At 74.4% G+C, this 16,109-nt stretch carries 18 protein-coding genes and 3 pseudogenes; 5 read left to right on the top strand and 16 right to left on the bottom strand.

Annotated features, from left to right (window positions below; translation table 11 throughout):
• Positions 1 to 161 precede the first annotated feature (161 nt).
• The gene (leuA, locus tag WAB14_RS16480) at positions 162 to 1,862 is read right to left on the bottom strand and encodes a 2-isopropylmalate synthase (protein ID WP_377002419.1); all 1,701 of its coding nucleotides are present in this window, start codon (positions 1,860 to 1,862) and stop codon (positions 162 to 164) included.
• 230 nt (positions 1,863 to 2,092) lie between these two features.
• On the opposite strand from leuA, the gene WAB14_RS16475 reads away from it, so the two are divergent.
• Positions 2,093 to 2,575: a pyridoxamine 5'-phosphate oxidase family protein gene (locus tag WAB14_RS16475; protein WP_340271403.1), complete on the top strand. Its 483-nt coding sequence runs from the start codon at positions 2,093 to 2,095 to the stop codon at positions 2,573 to 2,575.
• 39 nt (positions 2,576 to 2,614) lie between these two features.
• Positions 2,615 to 3,058, top strand: a complete 444-nt coding sequence (locus WAB14_RS16470; RefSeq protein ID WP_340271402.1) for a DUF4383 domain-containing protein — start codon at positions 2,615 to 2,617, stop codon at positions 3,056 to 3,058.
• 75 nt (positions 3,059 to 3,133) lie between these two features.
• Here WAB14_RS16470 and WAB14_RS16465 read toward each other — a convergent pair whose 3' ends face one another.
• The 4 genes from WAB14_RS16465 to WAB14_RS16450 all read right to left on the bottom strand — a co-directional run bounded on the left by WAB14_RS16465 (position 3,134) and on the right by WAB14_RS16450 (position 5,991).
• Positions 3,134 to 3,595 carry a hypothetical protein gene (locus WAB14_RS16465; protein ID WP_340271401.1) on the bottom strand — a complete coding sequence of 154 codons (462 nt, stop codon included), beginning with the start codon at positions 3,593 to 3,595 and terminating at the stop codon, positions 3,134 to 3,136.
• Between the two features lie 17 nt (positions 3,596 to 3,612).
• Entirely contained in the window at positions 3,613 to 4,092 is a 480-nt protein-coding gene (locus WAB14_RS16460) for a phage holin family protein (protein WP_340271400.1), read from the bottom strand.
• Positions 4,079 to 4,831 (bottom strand): hypothetical protein, encoded by a 753-nt coding sequence (locus WAB14_RS16455; RefSeq protein WP_340271399.1) that lies wholly within the window; start codon positions 4,829 to 4,831, stop codon positions 4,079 to 4,081. Before WAB14_RS16455 ends, WAB14_RS16460 begins: the two co-directional genes overlap by 14 nt.
• Positions 4,832 to 4,938: 107 nt before the next feature.
• Positions 4,939 to 5,991: an iron-containing redox enzyme family protein gene (locus WAB14_RS16450; protein WP_340271398.1), complete on the bottom strand. Its 1,053-nt coding sequence runs from the start codon at positions 5,989 to 5,991 to the stop codon at positions 4,939 to 4,941.
• A gap of 83 nt (positions 5,992 to 6,074) precedes the next feature.
• Here WAB14_RS16450 and WAB14_RS16445 point away from each other — a divergent pair, with 83 nt between their 5' ends.
• A complete protein-coding gene (locus WAB14_RS16445; protein ID WP_340271396.1) occupies positions 6,075 to 6,371 on the top strand; it encodes a CDGSH iron-sulfur domain-containing protein in 297 nt (98 codons plus the stop codon).
• Between the two features lie 12 nt (positions 6,372 to 6,383).
• Here the strand turns inward: WAB14_RS16445 and WAB14_RS16440 are convergent, their stop codons facing one another.
• The 11 genes and pseudogenes from WAB14_RS16440 to WAB14_RS16390 all read right to left on the bottom strand — a co-directional run bounded on the left by WAB14_RS16440 (position 6,384) and on the right by WAB14_RS16390 (position 14,210).
• Entirely contained in the window at positions 6,384 to 6,875 is a 492-nt protein-coding gene (locus WAB14_RS16440; protein ID WP_340271394.1) for a DUF6098 family protein, read from the bottom strand.
• On the bottom strand, positions 6,875 to 7,126 hold the full coding sequence (locus WAB14_RS16435; RefSeq protein ID WP_340271392.1) for a DUF2795 domain-containing protein: 252 nt from the start codon (positions 7,124 to 7,126) through the stop codon (positions 6,875 to 6,877). The genes WAB14_RS16440 and WAB14_RS16435 overlap by 1 nt, the downstream gene beginning before the upstream one ends.
• 45 nt (positions 7,127 to 7,171) lie before the next feature.
• The gene (locus tag WAB14_RS16430; RefSeq protein ID WP_340271390.1) at positions 7,172 to 8,347 is read right to left on the bottom strand and encodes a zinc-dependent alcohol dehydrogenase; all 1,176 of its coding nucleotides are present in this window, start codon (positions 8,345 to 8,347) and stop codon (positions 7,172 to 7,174) included.
• A 53-nt stretch (positions 8,348 to 8,400) separates the two neighbouring features.
• Complete coding sequence (era, locus tag WAB14_RS16425; protein ID WP_340271388.1) at positions 8,401 to 9,360, bottom strand: GTPase Era; 960 nt, start codon at positions 9,358 to 9,360, stop codon at positions 8,401 to 8,403.
• Positions 9,357 to 9,665: a hypothetical protein gene (locus WAB14_RS16420; RefSeq protein ID WP_340271386.1), complete on the bottom strand. Its 309-nt coding sequence runs from the start codon at positions 9,663 to 9,665 to the stop codon at positions 9,357 to 9,359. The genes era and WAB14_RS16420 overlap by 4 nt, the downstream gene beginning before the upstream one ends.
• Positions 9,662 to 11,101 (bottom strand): hemolysin family protein, encoded by a 1,440-nt coding sequence (locus WAB14_RS16415; protein WP_340271385.1) that lies wholly within the window; start codon positions 11,099 to 11,101, stop codon positions 9,662 to 9,664. The genes WAB14_RS16420 and WAB14_RS16415 overlap by 4 nt, the downstream gene beginning before the upstream one ends.
• Positions 11,098 to 11,583, bottom strand: coding sequence for an rRNA maturation RNase YbeY (gene ybeY, locus WAB14_RS16410; RefSeq protein WP_340271383.1), 486 nt, complete (start codon positions 11,581 to 11,583; stop codon positions 11,098 to 11,100). Before ybeY ends, WAB14_RS16415 begins: the two co-directional genes overlap by 4 nt.
• Positions 11,580 to 11,921, bottom strand: a pseudogene (locus tag WAB14_RS16405) (PhoH family protein); the annotation flags it as partial. The pseudogene WAB14_RS16405 and the gene ybeY, both read right to left, overlap by 4 nt.
• A 261-nt stretch (positions 11,922 to 12,182) precedes the next feature.
• Positions 12,183 to 12,677 (bottom strand): annotated as a pseudogene (locus WAB14_RS16400) (LAGLIDADG family homing endonuclease); the annotation flags it as partial.
• A gap of 324 nt (positions 12,678 to 13,001) precedes the next feature.
• Positions 13,002 to 13,763 (bottom strand): annotated as a pseudogene (locus WAB14_RS16395) (PhoH family protein); the annotation flags it as partial.
• 69 nt (positions 13,764 to 13,832) lie between these two features.
• Positions 13,833 to 14,210 (bottom strand): HIT domain-containing protein, encoded by a 378-nt coding sequence (locus tag WAB14_RS16390; RefSeq protein WP_340271382.1) that lies wholly within the window; start codon positions 14,208 to 14,210, stop codon positions 13,833 to 13,835.
• A 78-nt stretch (positions 14,211 to 14,288) separates the two neighbouring features.
• On the opposite strand from WAB14_RS16390, the gene WAB14_RS16385 reads away from it, so the two are divergent.
• Positions 14,289 to 14,903: an RNA polymerase sigma factor gene (locus WAB14_RS16385; protein ID WP_340271381.1), complete on the top strand. Its 615-nt coding sequence runs from the start codon at positions 14,289 to 14,291 to the stop codon at positions 14,901 to 14,903.
• Positions 14,896 to 16,083, top strand: coding sequence for a Gmad2 immunoglobulin-like domain-containing protein (locus tag WAB14_RS16380; protein ID WP_340271380.1), 1,188 nt, complete (start codon positions 14,896 to 14,898; stop codon positions 16,081 to 16,083). The genes WAB14_RS16385 and WAB14_RS16380 overlap by 8 nt, the downstream gene beginning before the upstream one ends.
• The last annotated feature ends 26 nt before the right edge of the window (positions 16,084 to 16,109 follow it).

Below are 16,109 nucleotides of genomic sequence, written 5' to 3'. Positions count from 1 at the left end.
GGGGCCAGTCTGCCCCGTGCGTCCGACCGATCAGGCCACGCCCCGCGCGACGACGGTCATGATCGATGAGAGTCGTCGCGACGGAGGGCCATAGAGCGCGACAACGGTCATGATCCATGACCGCGACGCGAGCACCGTGGATGGGGCCGCCGTCCGACCGATCAGCGCAGGGCGCGGTTGACCGCCGAGACGACCGCCTTGAGTGAGGCGCTCACGATGTTGGGGTCGATGCCGACGCCCCACAGCACCTGCCCGCCGACGGCGCACTCGACGTACGCCGCGGCGGTCGCGTCCCCGCCCGCGCTCATCGCGTGCTCGGCGTAGTCGAGGACCCGGACGTCGACCCCGACCTGCAGCAGCGCGCTCGTGAACGCCGCGATGGGGCCGTTGCCGGTGCCCTCGAGGGTGACGTCGCGCTGCCCGTCGCGCAGGACGACCCGCAGCGAGTCGGTCCCCGCGACGTCCCCGCGCGTCTCGACCGAGCGGAGCTCGAAGCGGCCCCAGCGGGGCCGGTCGGCGGGCGCCGGGAGGTACTCGTCGACGAAGACGTCCCACAGCTCCCGCGGGGTGATCTCACCTCCGGCGGTGTCGGTGCGCAGCTGGACGGCGTGCGACAGCTCGATCTGCAGCCGGCGCGGCAGGTCGAGGTGGTGCTCGCTCTTCATGAGGTAGGCGACGCCGCCCTTGCCGGACTGGCTGTTGACGCGGATGACGGCCTCATAGGTGCGCCCGACGTCCTTCGGGTCGACGGGCAGGTACGGCACGGCCCACGGGAACCGCTCCAGCGGCACCCCCGCCTCACGGGCGTCGCGCTCGAGGTGGTCGAGGCCCTTCTTGATGGCGTCCTGGTGCGAGCCGGAGAACGCGGTGAACACGAGGTCGCCGCCGTAGGGGTGGCGCTCGTGGACGGGCAGCTGGTTGCAGTGCTCCACGGTGCGCCGGATGTCGTCGATGTCGGAGAAGTCGATCTCCGGGTCGATGCCCTGGCTGAACAGGTTGAGCCCGAGCGTCACGAGGTCGACGTTGCCGGTCCGCTCGCCGTTGCCGAACAGGCACCCCTCGACGCGGTCGGCGCCCGCGAGCAGGCCGAGCTCGGCGGCCGCGACCCCGGTGCCGCGGTCGTTGTGCGGGTGCAGGCTCAGCACGAGGGCGTCGCGCCCGGCGAGGTTGCGGTGCATCCACTCGATGGAGTCGGCGTACACGTTGGGCGTCGCCATCTCGACGGTCGCGGGGAGGTTGACGATGAGGGGGTCCTCGACCGTCGGCTCGATGACCTCGGCGACCTCGTTGCACACGCGCGCGGCGAACTCCAGCTCCGTGCCGGTGTAGGACTCCGGGGAGTACTCGAAGCGGATGCGTGTCTCGCCCATCTCCTCGGCGTACTTCTTGCACAGCCGCGCCGCGGACGTCGCGATGTCGGCGATGCCGTCCATGTCGAGACCGAAGACGACGCGCCGCTGCAGCGTCGACGTCGAGTTGTAGAAGTGGACGATCGCCTGCTTCGCCCCGCGCAGCGACTCGTACGTGCGGGCGATGAGGTGGTCGCGGGCCTGCGTGAGGACCTGGATGGTGACGTCGTCGGGGATGCGGTTCGTCTCGACGAGCGCGCGGACGAAGTCGAAGTCGGTCTGGCTCGCCGACGGGAAGCCGACCTCGATCTCCTTGTAGCCCATGCGGACGAGGAGGTCGAACATCCGCATCTTGCGCTCGACGTTCATCGGGTCGATGAGCGCCTGGTTGCCGTCGCGCAGGTCGACGGCGCACCAGCGGGGGGCGCGCTCGATCCGGCGCTGCGGCCAGGTGCGGTCGGGCAGCTCGACGCGCAGCTGCTCGTGGTAGGGCACGTAGCGCTCGAACGGCATGCCCGACGGCTGCTGCGGGTGCAGGCGGGCGAGCGCGGCGGGGGCGGTGGGGGACGTGGTCACGGGGGCTCCTCGGCTCATCAGGTCTCGACGGCCGGCACGACGAGTCCTCCGCGGCGGGGCGGCCGACCTGTCAGGAGGCCCCGTCGCGGCAGCGAAGGAGGAGGGCTGCCGGGCGCACGAGGCGACCGTACACCCGCACTGTCGGAGGTGCGTGCTGTGCTCCTCCCATGAGCACCTGGGCCGCCTTCGTCGCCGAGCAGCCGGACCTCGCGCGCGAGGTGCGCGCACGACTCGACGCCAACGTCCACAAGGTGATGGCGACGCTGCGCGCCGACGGTTCACCGCGCCTGTGCGGCACGGAGGTCGTGTTCCACGGCGACGACCTGTGGCTGGCCGGCATGGTCGGCGCGCGCCGCTTCGCGGACCTGCGCCGGGACCCGAGGGTCGCGCTGCACTCCGCCCCGCACGACGCCGAGGGCTGGGACGGCGACGCCCGTCTCGCCGGCACCGCGCACGCCTCGGACGACGCCGAGGTGCGCGCGGCGATAGCGGGCACGGCGCCGGAGTCGGCCCCGGACCCGACGGCGTTCGAGCTGTTCCGCGTCGACGTCACCGAGGTCGTGAGCATCCGGCTGGAGCAGGGCGCGGACGGCCTCGTGGTCGAGGCGTGGCACGAGGGCCGGGGGGTGCGTCGACGAGAGCGGGGGTGACACCCACATCGCACGCCGACGTGCGGGTACACGCGGGCCATGTCGACTTCCGACTCCCGCCCGTCCACCGCGCGCAGGTCGCGCACCGTCCCCCAGGTCCTCGCTCTCGTCATCGGCGTGGTCTACCTGCTCATCGGCCTACTCGGGTTCTTCGTGACCGGCTTCACGGGGTGGTTCGAGCACGACCCGGACCAGACCCTCCTCGGCTTCGCGATCAACCCGTTCCACAACGTCGTCCACCTCGTCATCGGGGCCGCCGGCGTCGCCCTCGCGAGCAGCGACAGCCGGGCGCGGCTCTACGGCTGGCTGCTCGTCGTCGGCTACGGCGCGACGCTCGTCTACGGCTTCTTCGTCGCAGGACAGGACACCGGCAACATCCTCAACATCAACGTCGCGGACAACTGGCTCCACGGCTTCTCGGTGCTCGCCGGGCTCGCCACGGCCCTGTGGCCCCGTCACCGCGACCGCGACGTGAGCCGCTGACCGCCACCTCTCCCACCCACGGACGACGACGGCCGCCGACCCTCGCGGGTCGGCGGCCGTCGTCGCGTGAGCACGTCAGCTGCTCGACGACATCTCCTCCTTGGCCGCGTCCTCGGCCGCGTGGGCGGCGTTGCGCGCCCTGTCCGTGACCTCCTGCCCCATGTCGGAGGCCTTCTCGCGGAGGGTGTCCGCCGCCTGTCCGAGGTGCTCGTGCTCGAAGCGGCTCACGGGGACGAGCAGACCGGCGATGAAGCCGGCCGCGACGGCACCGAGCGCGAGGCCGATGGGGTTGGACTCCGCCATGCCCTTCGCCCGGTGCGCGCCGTCGCCGACGCGCTCGCGGGCTTCGTGCGCCCGGTCTCCGGCCGAGTGGGCCCGCTCCCCCGCGGCACCCCGTGCGTCGGACATGGTGCTGCTGGCGGTGTGGGTCATCTCGCTCACCTTCTCCTTGATGCGGTCGGTGACGTCGTGGACCTTCTCCCGGCTGCGCGCCGGGACGTCGCTCTTCCAGGCGAGCGCGTCGGCCCGTTCCCCCATGCGGGCCCGGGTCTCCTCTATGTCCGCGCGGATCGCGTCGGGTTCTTCGCCCACTGCACGTCCTCCTTCACTGTCTCGACGGTTTGTTCCGGAACGGGGGGTGTCGCCTCCTGGAGCTGCTTCTTGCCGGCGAGGCCGAGCGCCGCCGCCACCACCGCCCACAGGACGACGGCGACGAGAACGGCGACCCACAGGGGCATGACGTAGTCGAGGGCGACGACGAGCAGCGTCGTCAGGGCCATCAGCAGCAGCAGGCCGGCGACCGCGGCCCCGGCGAGCATGCCCGCGCCCTTGCCCGCTTCCTTCGCCTTCGCCGTGGTCTCGACCTTGGCGAGCTGGATCTCCTGCTTGACGAGGACCGACATGTCGCTCGCGAGCCCACTGAGGAGCTCGCCGAACGACTCGTGCCGCAGGTCCTCGCGGGTGTGCCCGCTGGCCCCGACCGGCCCGCCGGCGGACGCCGTCGAGTGGCTGCCGGAGTGGTCAGAGAACGCCACGGTCGTGCTCCGGCTTCGGGTCGGTCGACGGGGTCCCGGGCGACGGGTCGCCGAGCGGGGACGGGTCGGTGTCCGGCACGCCGGGCGTGCTCGACGGTCCCGTCTCGCGTGACGGCGCGTCGTGGTCAGGCGGTCCGGGCGCGACGGAGCCGGCGCCGAACGACGCTCCCGTCGTGTACCCGGTTCCTGCCGCGTACCCCGTCCCGGCGGCGCCCGAGCCTCGCGTCAGGTCGATCTCGTCGCGGTGGGTCGTCGTCCGGGTGGTCGTGCCGTACGCCGACGGTCCGGCGTAGCCCGCGCCCGACCCGTAGCCGTACGTCGAGGACGCACCCGACCGGGCGCTCGAGCGACGCTCGGCCGCGGTGCGGACCATCCTGGACGCGGCGAAGCCCGCGACCACCCCTCCGGCCGCGACGGCCCACGGCTGACGCCGGGCGAATGCCTCGGCGTCGCCGAGGATGCGGTCGCCGTCGGCGTCGCGCAGGTAGCGGGCGAGCTGCTCGCTGTACCCGGCGACCTTGTCGACGATCTGGGCGACGGTGTCGTCACCGCGCTCGCGCAGGGTGTCCCCGGCCTGGTGCAGCGCGTCGGCGCCGTCCTGGACCTGCTCCCCGGCCTGGCTGCTCCGCTGGTCCGCCTGCTCGCGGGCGGTGTCTCCCGCCTTCGAGCCGACCTCACGGGCCCTGTCCTTCGCGGTCTCCGCGGTACTGCGTGCTGTGTCCTGCACCGACTGGTTCACGGAACTACCTCCTGGTCATCCGGTGCGTGGTGATGCGGTCGAGCGGAGAACTACCCTCACTGGGGGGATCCAATCCGGACATGTCGGACACCACACCGGGGCGCTGCCTACGCGGTCGCCGGTGCGAGGCGCGTGCGCAGGGGACTGCGTCCCTCGCTCCACGCACCGCGGACCGCGGAGCCGACCAGGTCGTCGGCGCCGAGGCAGACCGCGGCCCCGAACAGCACGTCCGCGTGCGCCCGCGGGTCCTCCTCGACCAGGCTGCCGCAGAGGTCGTGGGCCGCGACCTGCTCGTGCACGGCGTCGGCCTCGACGTGCTCGTCGTAGAACACCACGCCCTCCTCCGGGACGCCGAGGCGGCGGAGGCCCGTCACCCAGCGGCGGGCGGGCAGCGACGACGTCATCTCGAAGGCCGCGAGGTGGCCGCACAGCGCCGCGACGAGGCGCCCGTGGAGGCCGAACAGGGAGATCGCGTTGACCCCGGCGAGGACACCCGCCGGCACGGCCTCGAGGTAGGCGTTGCGAGTGTCGTCGAGGCCGAGGCTGCGCATCGTGGTCGCGAAGAGGACGGCGTGCATGCGCTCGGCGTCGCCGCCGCCGTACTCGTCCGACTGGATGTCGACGAGCGCGGCCTTCGCGCGGCCGCGCAGGCGCGGGATCCCCCACGTGTGGGGGTCGGCCTCCTTGAGCTGGTAGACGGAGCGCAGGACGAGCAGCTCCTGCACCTGCTCGTACGTGGCGTACCGGGCGACGTGGGCGGCGAGGCTGCCCCTGCCGGGACGGGCGGCGTCCGCGGTCATGTCGAACAAGGTCGAGGCGACGGGCTCGTCGGGCACGGGCACCGCCCACCGCCGCCGCAGGTCCGCCTCGAAGGCCGTCTCGAGCACCGCCCGGGCAGCCAGCAGGTCCGGAGCCCACTCCCAGCGGGGGTCCGCGCCGTCGAGTCCGTAGTGCAGCTCGTAGAGCAGGTAGAGGGCGAGCTGGACGTCCTCGTCGACGACGGTGTCGAGGGCGGTGTCGTGGGCGGCGGTGCCGGGTGCCGCGGTCGCCCTCTGCACCGCCGCCGCGGCGACCACGGGGAGGTCGGGGATCGGGTGCAGGGGCGCGTCCAGGGCCGGCAGGAGCGCCGCCGTCAGCGGCCCGCGGGGGGTGAGGTCCATGAGAGGGCGGTGCCCCGGGGCGCGCACGCGAAACCCAGGTCACGACGGGGTGTGAAGCGGTCGGACGCGGGTAGCACTGCACGGTGAGCACCCCTGCGCGCACGTCCTACGACGCCCCTGCCCCGGACACCGAGCTCGCGGAGGGCGACGACGTCGGTCGGGGGCCACGCGTCCGCGTGCGCGTCTGCCCCGACGGGCCCCTGCTCGTCAGCGGCGCCGACTCGGTCGTCACGGACGACGGCACCGAGGTGCCGACGACGCGCCGTACGGTGGCCGTGTGCCGGTGCGGCCGGACGTCACGGGCGCCCTGGTGCGACGGGACGCACAAGCTCCTCCCCCCGGGGTCGCTACCGGGACCCGGCAGCCGTCCCGCAGCCTGACGGAACGGTCGCTCAGGGCAGCACGATCCAGTCGACGTCGCCCTGGCTGACCGGCCACGCCCCGCACGACACCTCACGGTGGTGCCGCTGGGCGGCGGCGACCGCGGCTTCCGCGACCACGGCGGCTCGCGCGACGTCTCCGAGGAGGAGCTCACCGTCCCAACCCCTGCCGACCTCGCGGCCGGTGAGGAGCACGACGTCGGACCCACCGCGCCGGTCCTCGAGGTGGGCGACGAGCTGCCGGGCCACCCAGTCGGCCACGGCGCCGGTCCACCACGGGGCCGGGGTGACGGTCAGCACGGGCAGACCCGGGAGGACGCACCCCGACTCCGCATCGTGGACGCCGCCACCGCGGGCGGGGCGCGGCCGCCCGCGCACCACGTGCAGCGACCACGGGGCGCGCGCGACGAAACGGACGACGTCCGGCCAGGCGCCCAGCGACGCCGGCCGCTCGAGGGCCGCCGCCGCCCGGGGTCGACGCGGCCACGGCGTCCCGTCGGTCATCAGTCCGCTCCCGGTCCCTCGGGGTGCGCGGACGCGATCCCGGCGACGACGGCGACCTCCTGGACGTTGTCGAAGGTGCGCCCCGCCGGCAGCGAGTCGAGGATCCGCAGGACCCGGTCGGAGGCGGCGTTGTCGACGGCGAGCTGGCGGAGCGTGTCCCGGTCCGCCGGCCACACCTCCTTGCCGAGGGCCTGCGCGACCTCGCTGCGCGTGTCGACGTCGGTGCGGTCCGGCTCGGGCGCGGAAGTCATGCCGCGCGGGTACCCCGTCGACGCCGGTCCACACCTGCCGAGGCCTCAGGGGCGGAACAGCACCTTCACCGTCCCGTCCTTCTTCTCCTGGAAGTCGCGGTAGGCGTCCGGCGCGTGGCTCAGCGGCAGCCGGTGGGTCGCGAAGTCGTCGACACCCAGCGGGTCGTCGTCGGTCAGCAGAGGCAGGATGTCCGGGACCCAGCGGTGCACGTTGGCCTGGCCCATCCGCATCGAGACCTGCTTGTCGAAGAGCGTGAACATCGGCAGCGGGTCGGCGGCCCCGGCGTAGACGCCGCTGAGGGAGATCGTGCCGCCGCGCCGGACGAGCTCGATGGCGAGGTGGAGGGCGTGGAGGCGGTCGACACCCGCCTTCCGCATGAACTTCGAGGCCAGCGCGTCGGGCAGGAGCCGGGTGGCGGTGTGCGCCGCCTTGGCTCCGGGCGAGCCGTGGGCCTCGAGCCCGACGGCGTCGAGGACGGCGTGCGGCCCGCGCCCGTCGGTGAGGTCCTGCACCGTCTCGACGACGTCGTCGTCGAGCAGCAGCGCCGTGATGCCCCGCTGCCGGGCGCGCTCGACGCGCTCGGGCACCGGGTCGATGCCGATGACGGTCCCGACGCCGCGGTGCAGCGCGACGCGGCACGCCATGTCGCCGATCGGACCGAGCCCGAGCACGACGAGGCTCTCCCCCGGCTGCACGCCGGAGTACTCCACGCCCTGCCACGCCGTCGGGAGGACGTCGGAGAGGTAGACGAAGCGGTCGTCCGGCGGGCCGTCGGGCACGACCACGGGTAGGGAGTCCGCGAACGGCACCCGCAGGTACTCCGCCTGCCCACCGGGGACCTGCCCGTACAGCGTCGTGTAGCCGAACAGCGACGCGCCCGTGCCGTCCGCCCGGTTCTGCGTCGTCTCGCACTGGGAGTGCAGTCCGGACCCGCACATGTGGCACGAGCCGCACGAGACGTTGAAGGGGACGACGACCCGCTGGCCCGGCCGCAGGTCCGTGACGCCGGGGCCCACCTCCTCCACGATGCCCATCGGCTCGTGACCGAGCACGTCACCCGGCTCGAGGAACGGCCCGAGCACCTCGTAGAGGTGGAGGTCGGAGCCGCACAGGCCGGTGCTCGTGATCCGGACGACGGCGTCCGTCGGGTCCTGGATCGTCGGGTCGGGGACGTCGTCGACGCGGACGTCGCGGGTGCCGTGCCACGTGAGTGCCTTCATGCCGACCCTGTGCCCCGTCCGCGGCGACGGATTCCCCCGCGGAGCGGGCCGGCTCAGAAGCCGAGCCGACGCAGCTGCTTGGGGTCGCGCTGCCAGTCCTTCGCGACCTTCACCCGCAGGTCGAGGTGGACGCGGGTGCCGAGGACGCCCTCGATGCCGCGCCGCGCGCGCGTCCCGACCTCCTTGAGCCGGGAGCCGCCCCGCCCGATGACGATCGCCTTCTGCGAGTCCCGCTCGACGAAGACGTGGACGAGGACGTCGGTGAGCGGCCGGTCGGGGTCGCGGTCCTCGCGAGGCACGATCTCCTCGGTGACGACGGCGAGGGAGTGCGGGAGCTCGTCCCGGACGCCGTCGAGCGCGGCCTCGCGGACGAGCTCGGCGACGAGCACGTCGACGGGGACGTCGTGCACCTGGTCCTCGGGGAACAGCGGCGGGCCCTCGGGCAGGTGCCCGACGAGGACGTCGGCGAGGGCGCTGACCCCGTCGCCACGCGTGCCGGACGTGGGGACGAAGTCGGCGACGTCGAGCCCCACCTCCGCCGCGAGGCGCTGGGCCTGCAGGAGCCGCTCGGGGACGTCGTCGCCGCGACCGAGGTCGGTGCGGGTGACGGCGACGACGACCCGCGGTCGCGACCGCCCGCCCACGGCGTCCGCGACCTGCTCGGCGAGGCGCCGGTCACCGGGCCCGACCGCCCCGTCGGCGGGCAGGCACAGCGCGACGACGTCGACCTCGGCGAGGCTGTCGCGCACGAGGTCGTTGAGCCGCTCGCCGAGCAGGGTGCGCGGACGGTGCACGCCCGGGGTGTCGACGAGCACGAGCTCGGCGGGGGTGCCGTCGGGCAGCTCGCGCCGCAGGACCCCGCGGATCGCCCGGCGCGTCGTCTGGGGCTTCGCGCTCGTGATGGCGACCTTCTCCCCCACGAGGGCGTTGAGCAGGGTCGACTTGCCGACGTTCGGCCGTCCGACGAGGCAGGCGAACCCCGAGCGGTAGCCGTCGGCGGGCGGGGCGCTCACGGGCGCACCACGGCCGGTCCGCCGAGGTGCTCGAGGAGCTCCTCCTCGGCCGGGGAGAGCGCGGCACGCGCGGTGGCGCCGGCGTCGACGATCGCGACGGCCTCGAGGCGGTGGACGCCGCTCCCGACGGCCTGCGCGGCGGCGGCCTGCAGGGCGGTGAGCCGGAGACCGGGGACGTCGACGGCGCCGGCGAGGTACGTGCGGCCGATGTCGTCCCGGACGGCCGCGCCGGCGCCGCCCGCGCGCGCGGCGGCGGACCGCGCGAGGACGAGCAGCTTGGCGTCCTCCGGGCCGGGTCCGCTCACCGGTCCCCGCTCCGCTCGTCCTCGCCCGAGCCGGCCGACGCACGGACGGACTGGCGCTCGTCCCGGCGCTCGTCCCTGTCCTCGCGGGCGCGGTCGCGGCGTTCCTCCCGCTCCTCGCGGGCGCGCTCGCGGCGCTCCTCCCGCTCCTCCTCCGGCTCCGGCTCGGGCAGGCGGTCGACGACGACGGTGAGGAGACGGTTGCGCCGTCCCCGCCGGTCGGCGGTGATCCGCAGTCCGTCGACCTCGACGCTGCTGCCGCGGATGGGCACCCGACCGAGGTGCTTGGTGAGGAGCCCCGCGACCGTGTCGACGTCGTCGTCCTCGACGTCGCGGTCGGTGATCTCCGACAGCGCCATGAGGTGGGTGCGCGCGCTGAGGCGCCACCGGTCCTCGCCGAGGACCTCCGTCTCCGGTTCCTCGTCGTCGTACTCGTCGGAGATCTGCCCGACGATCTCCTCGAGCAGGTCCTCGATCGTCACGAGACCGGCGACGCCGCCGTACTCGTCGATGACGACGGCGAGGTGGACGCTGCCCGCCTGCATCTCGCGGAGGAGGTCGTCGGCGGGCTTGCTCTCCGGCACGAACACAGCGGCGCGCATGACGTCGTCGGCGACGACCGTCGGCCCGTCCGGGGACGGCGGGTTCTCGTGGAGCCGGGCGGCGACGTCCTTGACGTAGGAGACGCCGACGACGTCGTCGGACGTGCGCCCGACGACCGGCACCCGGCTGAAGCCGGACCGCAGGTGGAGCCCGAGCGCCGTCGGGAGGTCGGTGCCCGCGTCCAGCGTCACCATGTCGGGCCGGGGCACCATCACCTCGCGGGCGACCGTGTCGCCGAGGTGGACGACGCGCTGGAGCATGAGGCTCTCGCCGGGCTCGATGACGGCGTCCGCCTCGGCCCGCTCGACGAACTCGAGGAGCTCCGCCTCGGTGGCGAACGGCCCGGACGCGAGACCCTTGCCGGGCACGACGCCGTTGGCGAGCGCCACGAGACCGCGCACGACCGGACCCGCGACGAGCTGGGTGCGGGAGACGAGACCCGCGCCGGAGAGGGCGACACCGTCCGGGTGCTGCTGACCGACCGTGCGGCCGGCGGCGCCGACGAGGGCGAAGATGACGGCGGCCACGACGGTGCCCCCGAGCACGACCGCGGCCCAGTCGGGCACGAGCCGCGTGAGCGCGACGACGAACGCGGCGACCGCCGCCGTCTCCAGGCCGACCCGGACGAAGGTTGCGGTGTTGACCGCCGCCGGGGTGTCCTGCAGCAGCCGCTCGAGCCGGTCGGCGCCGCGACGGCCCGCCTGACGCAGGTCGGTGGCGCGCCCGCGCGTCACCCGGGCGAAGGAGGACTCGACGGCGCTCGCGTAGGCGGCGAGCAGGACGAGCCCGACCCCGACGGCGAGCATGGTGACGGTGTCGGCGAGGGCCGCGCTCACGCGGACGCACCCCCGCCCGTCCGCCCCGGCCGGGCGAGGAACGCCAGCAGCAGGCGGCGCTGCAGGTCGAACATCTCGCGCTCCTCGTCGGGCTCGGCGTGGTCGTAGCCGAGCAGGTGCAGCGTGCCGTGGACGGTGAGGAGGAGGACCTCCTCCGCGACGGGGTGCCCGGCCGTCTCGGCCTGCCGGGCCGCGACCTGCGGGCAGAGGACGACGTCGCCGACCTGGCCGGGACCGGACGGGGCATCCTCCCGGCCCGGGCGCAGCTCGTCCATGGGGAAGCTCATGACGTCGGTGGGCCCGGGCAGGTCCATCCACCGTTCGTGGAGCGCCGCGATGGCGGCCTCGTCGACGAGGGCGACCGTGACCTCCGCCTGCGGGTGGACGTGCATGGCGTCGAGGACGAAGCGGACGCACTCCCCGAGCTCGTGCTCCTCCAGCCCGGGCACGGTGGTCCCGGACTCGTTGAGGACGTCGATCACGGGCGTCTCCGCCGTTGCTCGCGCCGGTCGTGGCGGGGTGCCCCGCCACCCTGCTGCGCGTCGTCGAAGCGGTCGTAGGCGGCGACGATGTCGCCGATGAGGCGGTGGCGGACGACGTCCGTCTTCTCGAGGTAGCTGAAGTGGATGTCCTCGACGCCGGTGAGGATGTCGCGGACGACGCGGAGCCCCGAGGACGTCCCGCTCGGCAGGTCGACCTGCGTGATGTCGCCGGTCACGACCATCTTCGAGCCGAACCCGAGGCGGGTGAGGAACATCTTCATCTGCTCCGGCGAGGTGTTCTGCGCCTCGTCGAGGATGATGAAGGAGTCGTTGAGGGTGTTGTGCGTGACGACGTGGTCGTCGGTCACGTACAGCGAGTCGGGCGCCGCCACCTGGATGCACACGGTGTCGCGGACGCCGGCGGGCTCGATGGAGTGGACGAAGCGCATCGGCCGGCCACCGGTGTCGGCGTCGTACGCGTCCCGCTTGCGGGTCAGCCGGAAGGGCTGGAGGCCGGCGGGGAGCCGGATGTCGAGGACGTGCGCGTCGTGTCGGTACCCGACGGGCCGCCCGCCGGCGAGCCCGGGGCGCCGACCGGCGGCGCGGCGCGTCCGCGCGTAGGCCACACCACCAAGCGAGCGGACGAGGTGGATGACGTCGTCCCGCAGCCGGTCCGACGTCGTCGCGTACTGGACCCGGCACGTCCGCCCACGCTGGCGCACCGGCCCACCGTCGGTGTCGAGCAGACCCTGGAGGAGCGCGAGCCGGACGTCGACGCTGTTCGTGAGGTACGCGACGGGGACGAACTTCGTGGCGGACCGGGTCCCGGCGAGGCCGACGTCGCGCAGGACCTCTGTCACGGGGTTCACCGTCCGCAGACCGCCACGGGTGCCGTCGGTGCGCCGCAGGGTGTAGTCGTAGGCGCGACCGCCCTTCTTGCGGGTGACCGTGATGCCGGGGAGGGCTGCGTCGAGTGCCTCGGCGAGCTCGGGGTCGGCGGTGCTGAAGCTCGGGGTCGTCGCGGTCGTGAGGCAGCCGTCGCCGAGCAGGAGCCCGAGAGCGTACGGGTCGAGCGGCACCTCCCGCTCCTCCATCTGGACCGGCGCGACGACCGGCAGCTCGAAACGGTGGGCGCGCGCGGCACGCAACCGGCCGATCATCTCGTCGGTGCGGACCACGCGGTGCTTCCCGCGCCGCTTGTCGGAGTGCGTCCGCACGTGCCACAGGTGCTCCCCGCACGCCAGGGTGGACGCGCCGTCCTGCGTCGTGACGCGGTAGACGGGTCGCTCACCCTGCGGGTAGACGCCGAGCACGGGCGTGGGGTGGCCGTCGGAGCCGACGACGAGGTCCCCGACGCGCAGCCGCCCGATCTGCTGGTAGCCGGTCGGAGTCATGACCTTCGCGTCGGTGGGCTGGGCCCGGCCACGCATGTACGCCAAGGGCGCGACCTCGATGGTGCCGGCGGTGATGAGCCGCGGGATCGAGTCCGGGTCGACCATGTCGTGCAGCGCGTCGTACAACGGGCGCAGGTACGGGTCGATCTTGTCCGTGAGCGTGCCGGGCAGGAAGCCGAGCCGCTCGCCCGCCTCGACGGCGGGGCGGGTGAGGATGATCCGGTTGACGAGCTTCGCCTGCAGCGCCTGCACGGCCTTCGCCATCGCGAGGTACGTCTTGCCGGTGCCCGCGGGACCGATGCCGAACACGACCGTGTTGGTGTCGATGGCGTCGACGTAGCGCTTCTGGTTGAGCGTCTTGGGCCGGATGGTCCGCCCGCGGTTCGACAGGATGTTGGCGGTCAGCACCTGCGCGGGGCGGATGCCGGAGTCGCTGTCCCGGAGGATCGACAGGGATCGCTCGACGGCGTCGGCGGTCAGCTGCTGGCCGCCGGCGAGGACCGCGCCCATCTCCTCGAGCAGCCGCAGCGCGAGGGCGACGTCGACGGCGGGACCGGTGACGGTGACCTCGTTGCCGCGGGCGAGGACGTCGACGCGGGGCAGGCCCCGCTCGAGGGTGCGCAGGTGCTCGTCGTGGGCTCCCAGCAGGGCGACGGTCTCCGTGCCGTGCGGGACGACGTACGTGCGGGTGACGCCGCCGCGGGCGGAGGGGCCCGCGCTCGTCGGGCCGTCGGCGGGCTGGTCGGGGGTGAGGTCCTCGGCGCGCGCGCCGGTGGTGTCTGCCATGGGCGGGGGGCCCTGGTCCTTCCTGTCGGGGATGCTCCAGGGTAGCCCCGCGGGGCGGTCGCGCCTCGCTCAGAGCCCGGTGGCCGCCGCGCCGCCACCGGCGAGCACGTGGGCGTGCGCGTGGAAGACGGTCTGACCCGCGCCCGGGCCGGTGTTGAACACGAGCCTGAAGTCGCCGTCGGCGAAGTCCTGCGCCACCTCCCCGGCGGTGCGGACGACCGCCGCCAGCAGGGCGGGGTCGTCGACGAGGTCGGTGACGTCGCGGACGTGCGCCCGCGGCACCACGAGCACGTGGACATCGGCCTTCGGCGCGGTGTCCCGGAAGGCGACGACGTCGTCGTCGGAGTGGACGACGTCGGCCGGCACGTCCCCCGCCGCGATCCGGCAGAAGATGCAGTCCCGGTCGCCCGCGCCCTCGCTCGTGCCGCCGCTCGTGTCGTCCGTCATGGACCGACCGTAGCGACCGGGACCGTTTCGTCACCCGCGGCGTGTCAACCCGCAGGGCGGGTGCGCCGTGGGAGGAGTGTGAGCGCACCCGCCGTCGCCGAGCCGAGGGGACCGATGGTCCAGGGCACGCCCGACCCCCTGCGGTCCGCGCGCGCCCGCGACCGGCTCGCGCCGACCGCGGAGGAGGACGCGTTCCAGGTCCTCGTCGACCGGGAGTGGGCCCCGATGGTGCGCCTCGCGACGCTCCTGCTCGACGGCGACGCACGACGCGCCGAGGAGGTCGTCCAGGACGCCCTGCTCGGCCTGCACCGGGCGTGGTGGCGGCTCGCCGCGCAGGAGCGTGGCGGCGGCTACCTGCGCCGCAGCGTCGTCAACGGCTGCCGCGACGTCCACCGCCACCGCGCCGTCGAGCGCCGCCACCTGGGGGTGGTGCGCGACGACGAGGACGCGCTGGCCGCGCTGCCCTCCCCCGACGACCACGCCGCCGCCGGAGCGGAGCACGACCGCCTCGCCCGCGTGCTGCGGCGCCTGCCCGACCGGCAGCGGGAGGTCCTCGTCCTGCGCTACTGGCTCGACCTGAGCGAGGCCGACATCGCCCGCACGCTGCACGTCTCGCGGGGCGCGGTGAAGACCCACGCCTCGCGCGGCCTCGCCGCCGTCCGCGCGGCCCTGGAGGAGGAGCACGATGCGTGAGCGCGACGAGCGCCGGGGCCACGGCCGGCCCGACGACGCGACGGAGGCGGCCCTGCGCCGTCACCTCGCCGAGCGTGCCGACGCGGTCGACGCCGGCGCACCGCCGCGCGTCGCGGACCTCCTGGCCGCGGCCCCGGCGCGCCGCTGGCCCGCGGCCGTCGGGATCGCAGCGGCCGTCGGGGTCCTCGTCGCCGCCACGGCCGTCGCCGTGCAGGTGCCGACGGCGGACGACCCCGTCGTCGCGGCCAGCCCGTCGCAGACGACGACCGGACCGGTCGCCACCTCGTCGGCCCCGACCACACCGGCCCCGACGACGTCCGTCTCGCGGCCGTCGACCGCGCCGACCGCCGCGGGCCCCACGGCCGTCTCCACGACGGACGACGTCGCACCCACGGCGGACCCGACCGGTCCCGCACCGTCCGACCCGCAGCAGGTGCTCGTCTGGGTCTCCCGCCCGGAGGCGTCCGGAGCCGAGCTGCGGGTCGTGCCCGAGCGCCGCACGGTCGACACCGGCGACGGCAGCACCGAGGCGAGGGTCGCTGCCGCCCTCCGCGCGCTCCTGAGCGGCCCTCCCGCCGACCCGGACCACGTGTCCGGCTGGTGGTGGGAGGACGACGGCGTGGCCGCACCGTGGGACGGCTCGGGCGAGATCGGCGTCTCCCTCGGGGAGGACGGCACGACGGTCGACGTGCCGCGGGCCGCGACCGGGGCACCCCTCGGCTCGTTCGGGACCGCGACCGCCGTCCAGGAGCTCGTGCGGACCGTCGTCTCCAACGGCGGGACGGCGCCCGTCACGGTGCTCGTCGACGGCGGCCCCGCCGAGCTGTGGGGCGCCGTCCTGCTCGACGCGCCGGTGGCCCCGGAGACCGGCCTGCTCGCCGGTGGCTGGGTGCTCGACCCCTGGCAGGGGCAGCGGCTGCCGGCCGGCACCGTCCGCGTGTCCGGGACCGCCACGGCGTTCGAGGGGACGGTGTCGTGGCAGGTGCGCGAGGGCACCGGCGCCGTCGTCGACAGCGGGTTCACCCAGGCCGGCGCCAACGGGGAGTACGGCCCGTTCTCCTTCACGACCGACCTGGGTCCCGGCGAGTACACGGTGCGCGTGTTCACGGAGTCGATGTCCGGGGACGAGGGTGCGCCGGTCCTGTGGGAGAGCACGACCGACATCACCGTCGTCGGCTGAGCGCCGACGGCACGAGCGAGGAGGAT

Source organism: Aquipuribacter nitratireducens, from assembly GCF_037860835.1.
Classification (GTDB): Bacteria; Actinomycetota; Actinomycetes; order Actinomycetales; family JBBAYJ01; genus Aquipuribacter; species Aquipuribacter nitratireducens.
Note: the sequence above shows the minus strand (reverse complement) of the source record. Positions and strands in the feature narration are given on the sequence as shown.

Coding starts and splice junctions, on each gene's coding strand:
- WAB14_RS16450 (WP_340271398.1), bottom strand. CDS start 5,991: ATGGACCTCACCCCCCGCGGGCCGCTGACGGCGGCGCTCCTGCCGGCC.
- WAB14_RS16465 (WP_340271401.1), bottom strand. CDS start 3,595: ATGGGGGAACGGGCCGACGCGCTCGCCTGGAAGAGCGACGTCCCGGCG.
- leuA (WP_377002419.1), bottom strand. CDS start 1,862: ATGCCGTTCGAGCGCTACGTGCCCTACCACGAGCAGCTGCGCGTCGAG.
- WAB14_RS16390 (WP_340271382.1), bottom strand. CDS start 14,210: ATGACGGACGACACGAGCGGCGGCACGAGCGAGGGCGCGGGCGACCGG.
- WAB14_RS16430 (WP_340271390.1), bottom strand. CDS start 8,347: ATGAAGGCACTCACGTGGCACGGCACCCGCGACGTCCGCGTCGACGAC.
- WAB14_RS16470 (WP_340271402.1), top strand. CDS start 2,615: ATGTCGACTTCCGACTCCCGCCCGTCCACCGCGCGCAGGTCGCGCACC.
- WAB14_RS16475 (WP_340271403.1), top strand. CDS start 2,093: ATGAGCACCTGGGCCGCCTTCGTCGCCGAGCAGCCGGACCTCGCGCGC.
- WAB14_RS16435 (WP_340271392.1), bottom strand. CDS start 7,126: ATGACTTCCGCGCCCGAGCCGGACCGCACCGACGTCGACACGCGCAGC.
- WAB14_RS16380 (WP_340271380.1), top strand. CDS start 14,896: ATGCGTGAGCGCGACGAGCGCCGGGGCCACGGCCGGCCCGACGACGCG.
- WAB14_RS16440 (WP_340271394.1), bottom strand. CDS start 6,875: ATGACCGACGGGACGCCGTGGCCGCGTCGACCCCGGGCGGCGGCGGCC.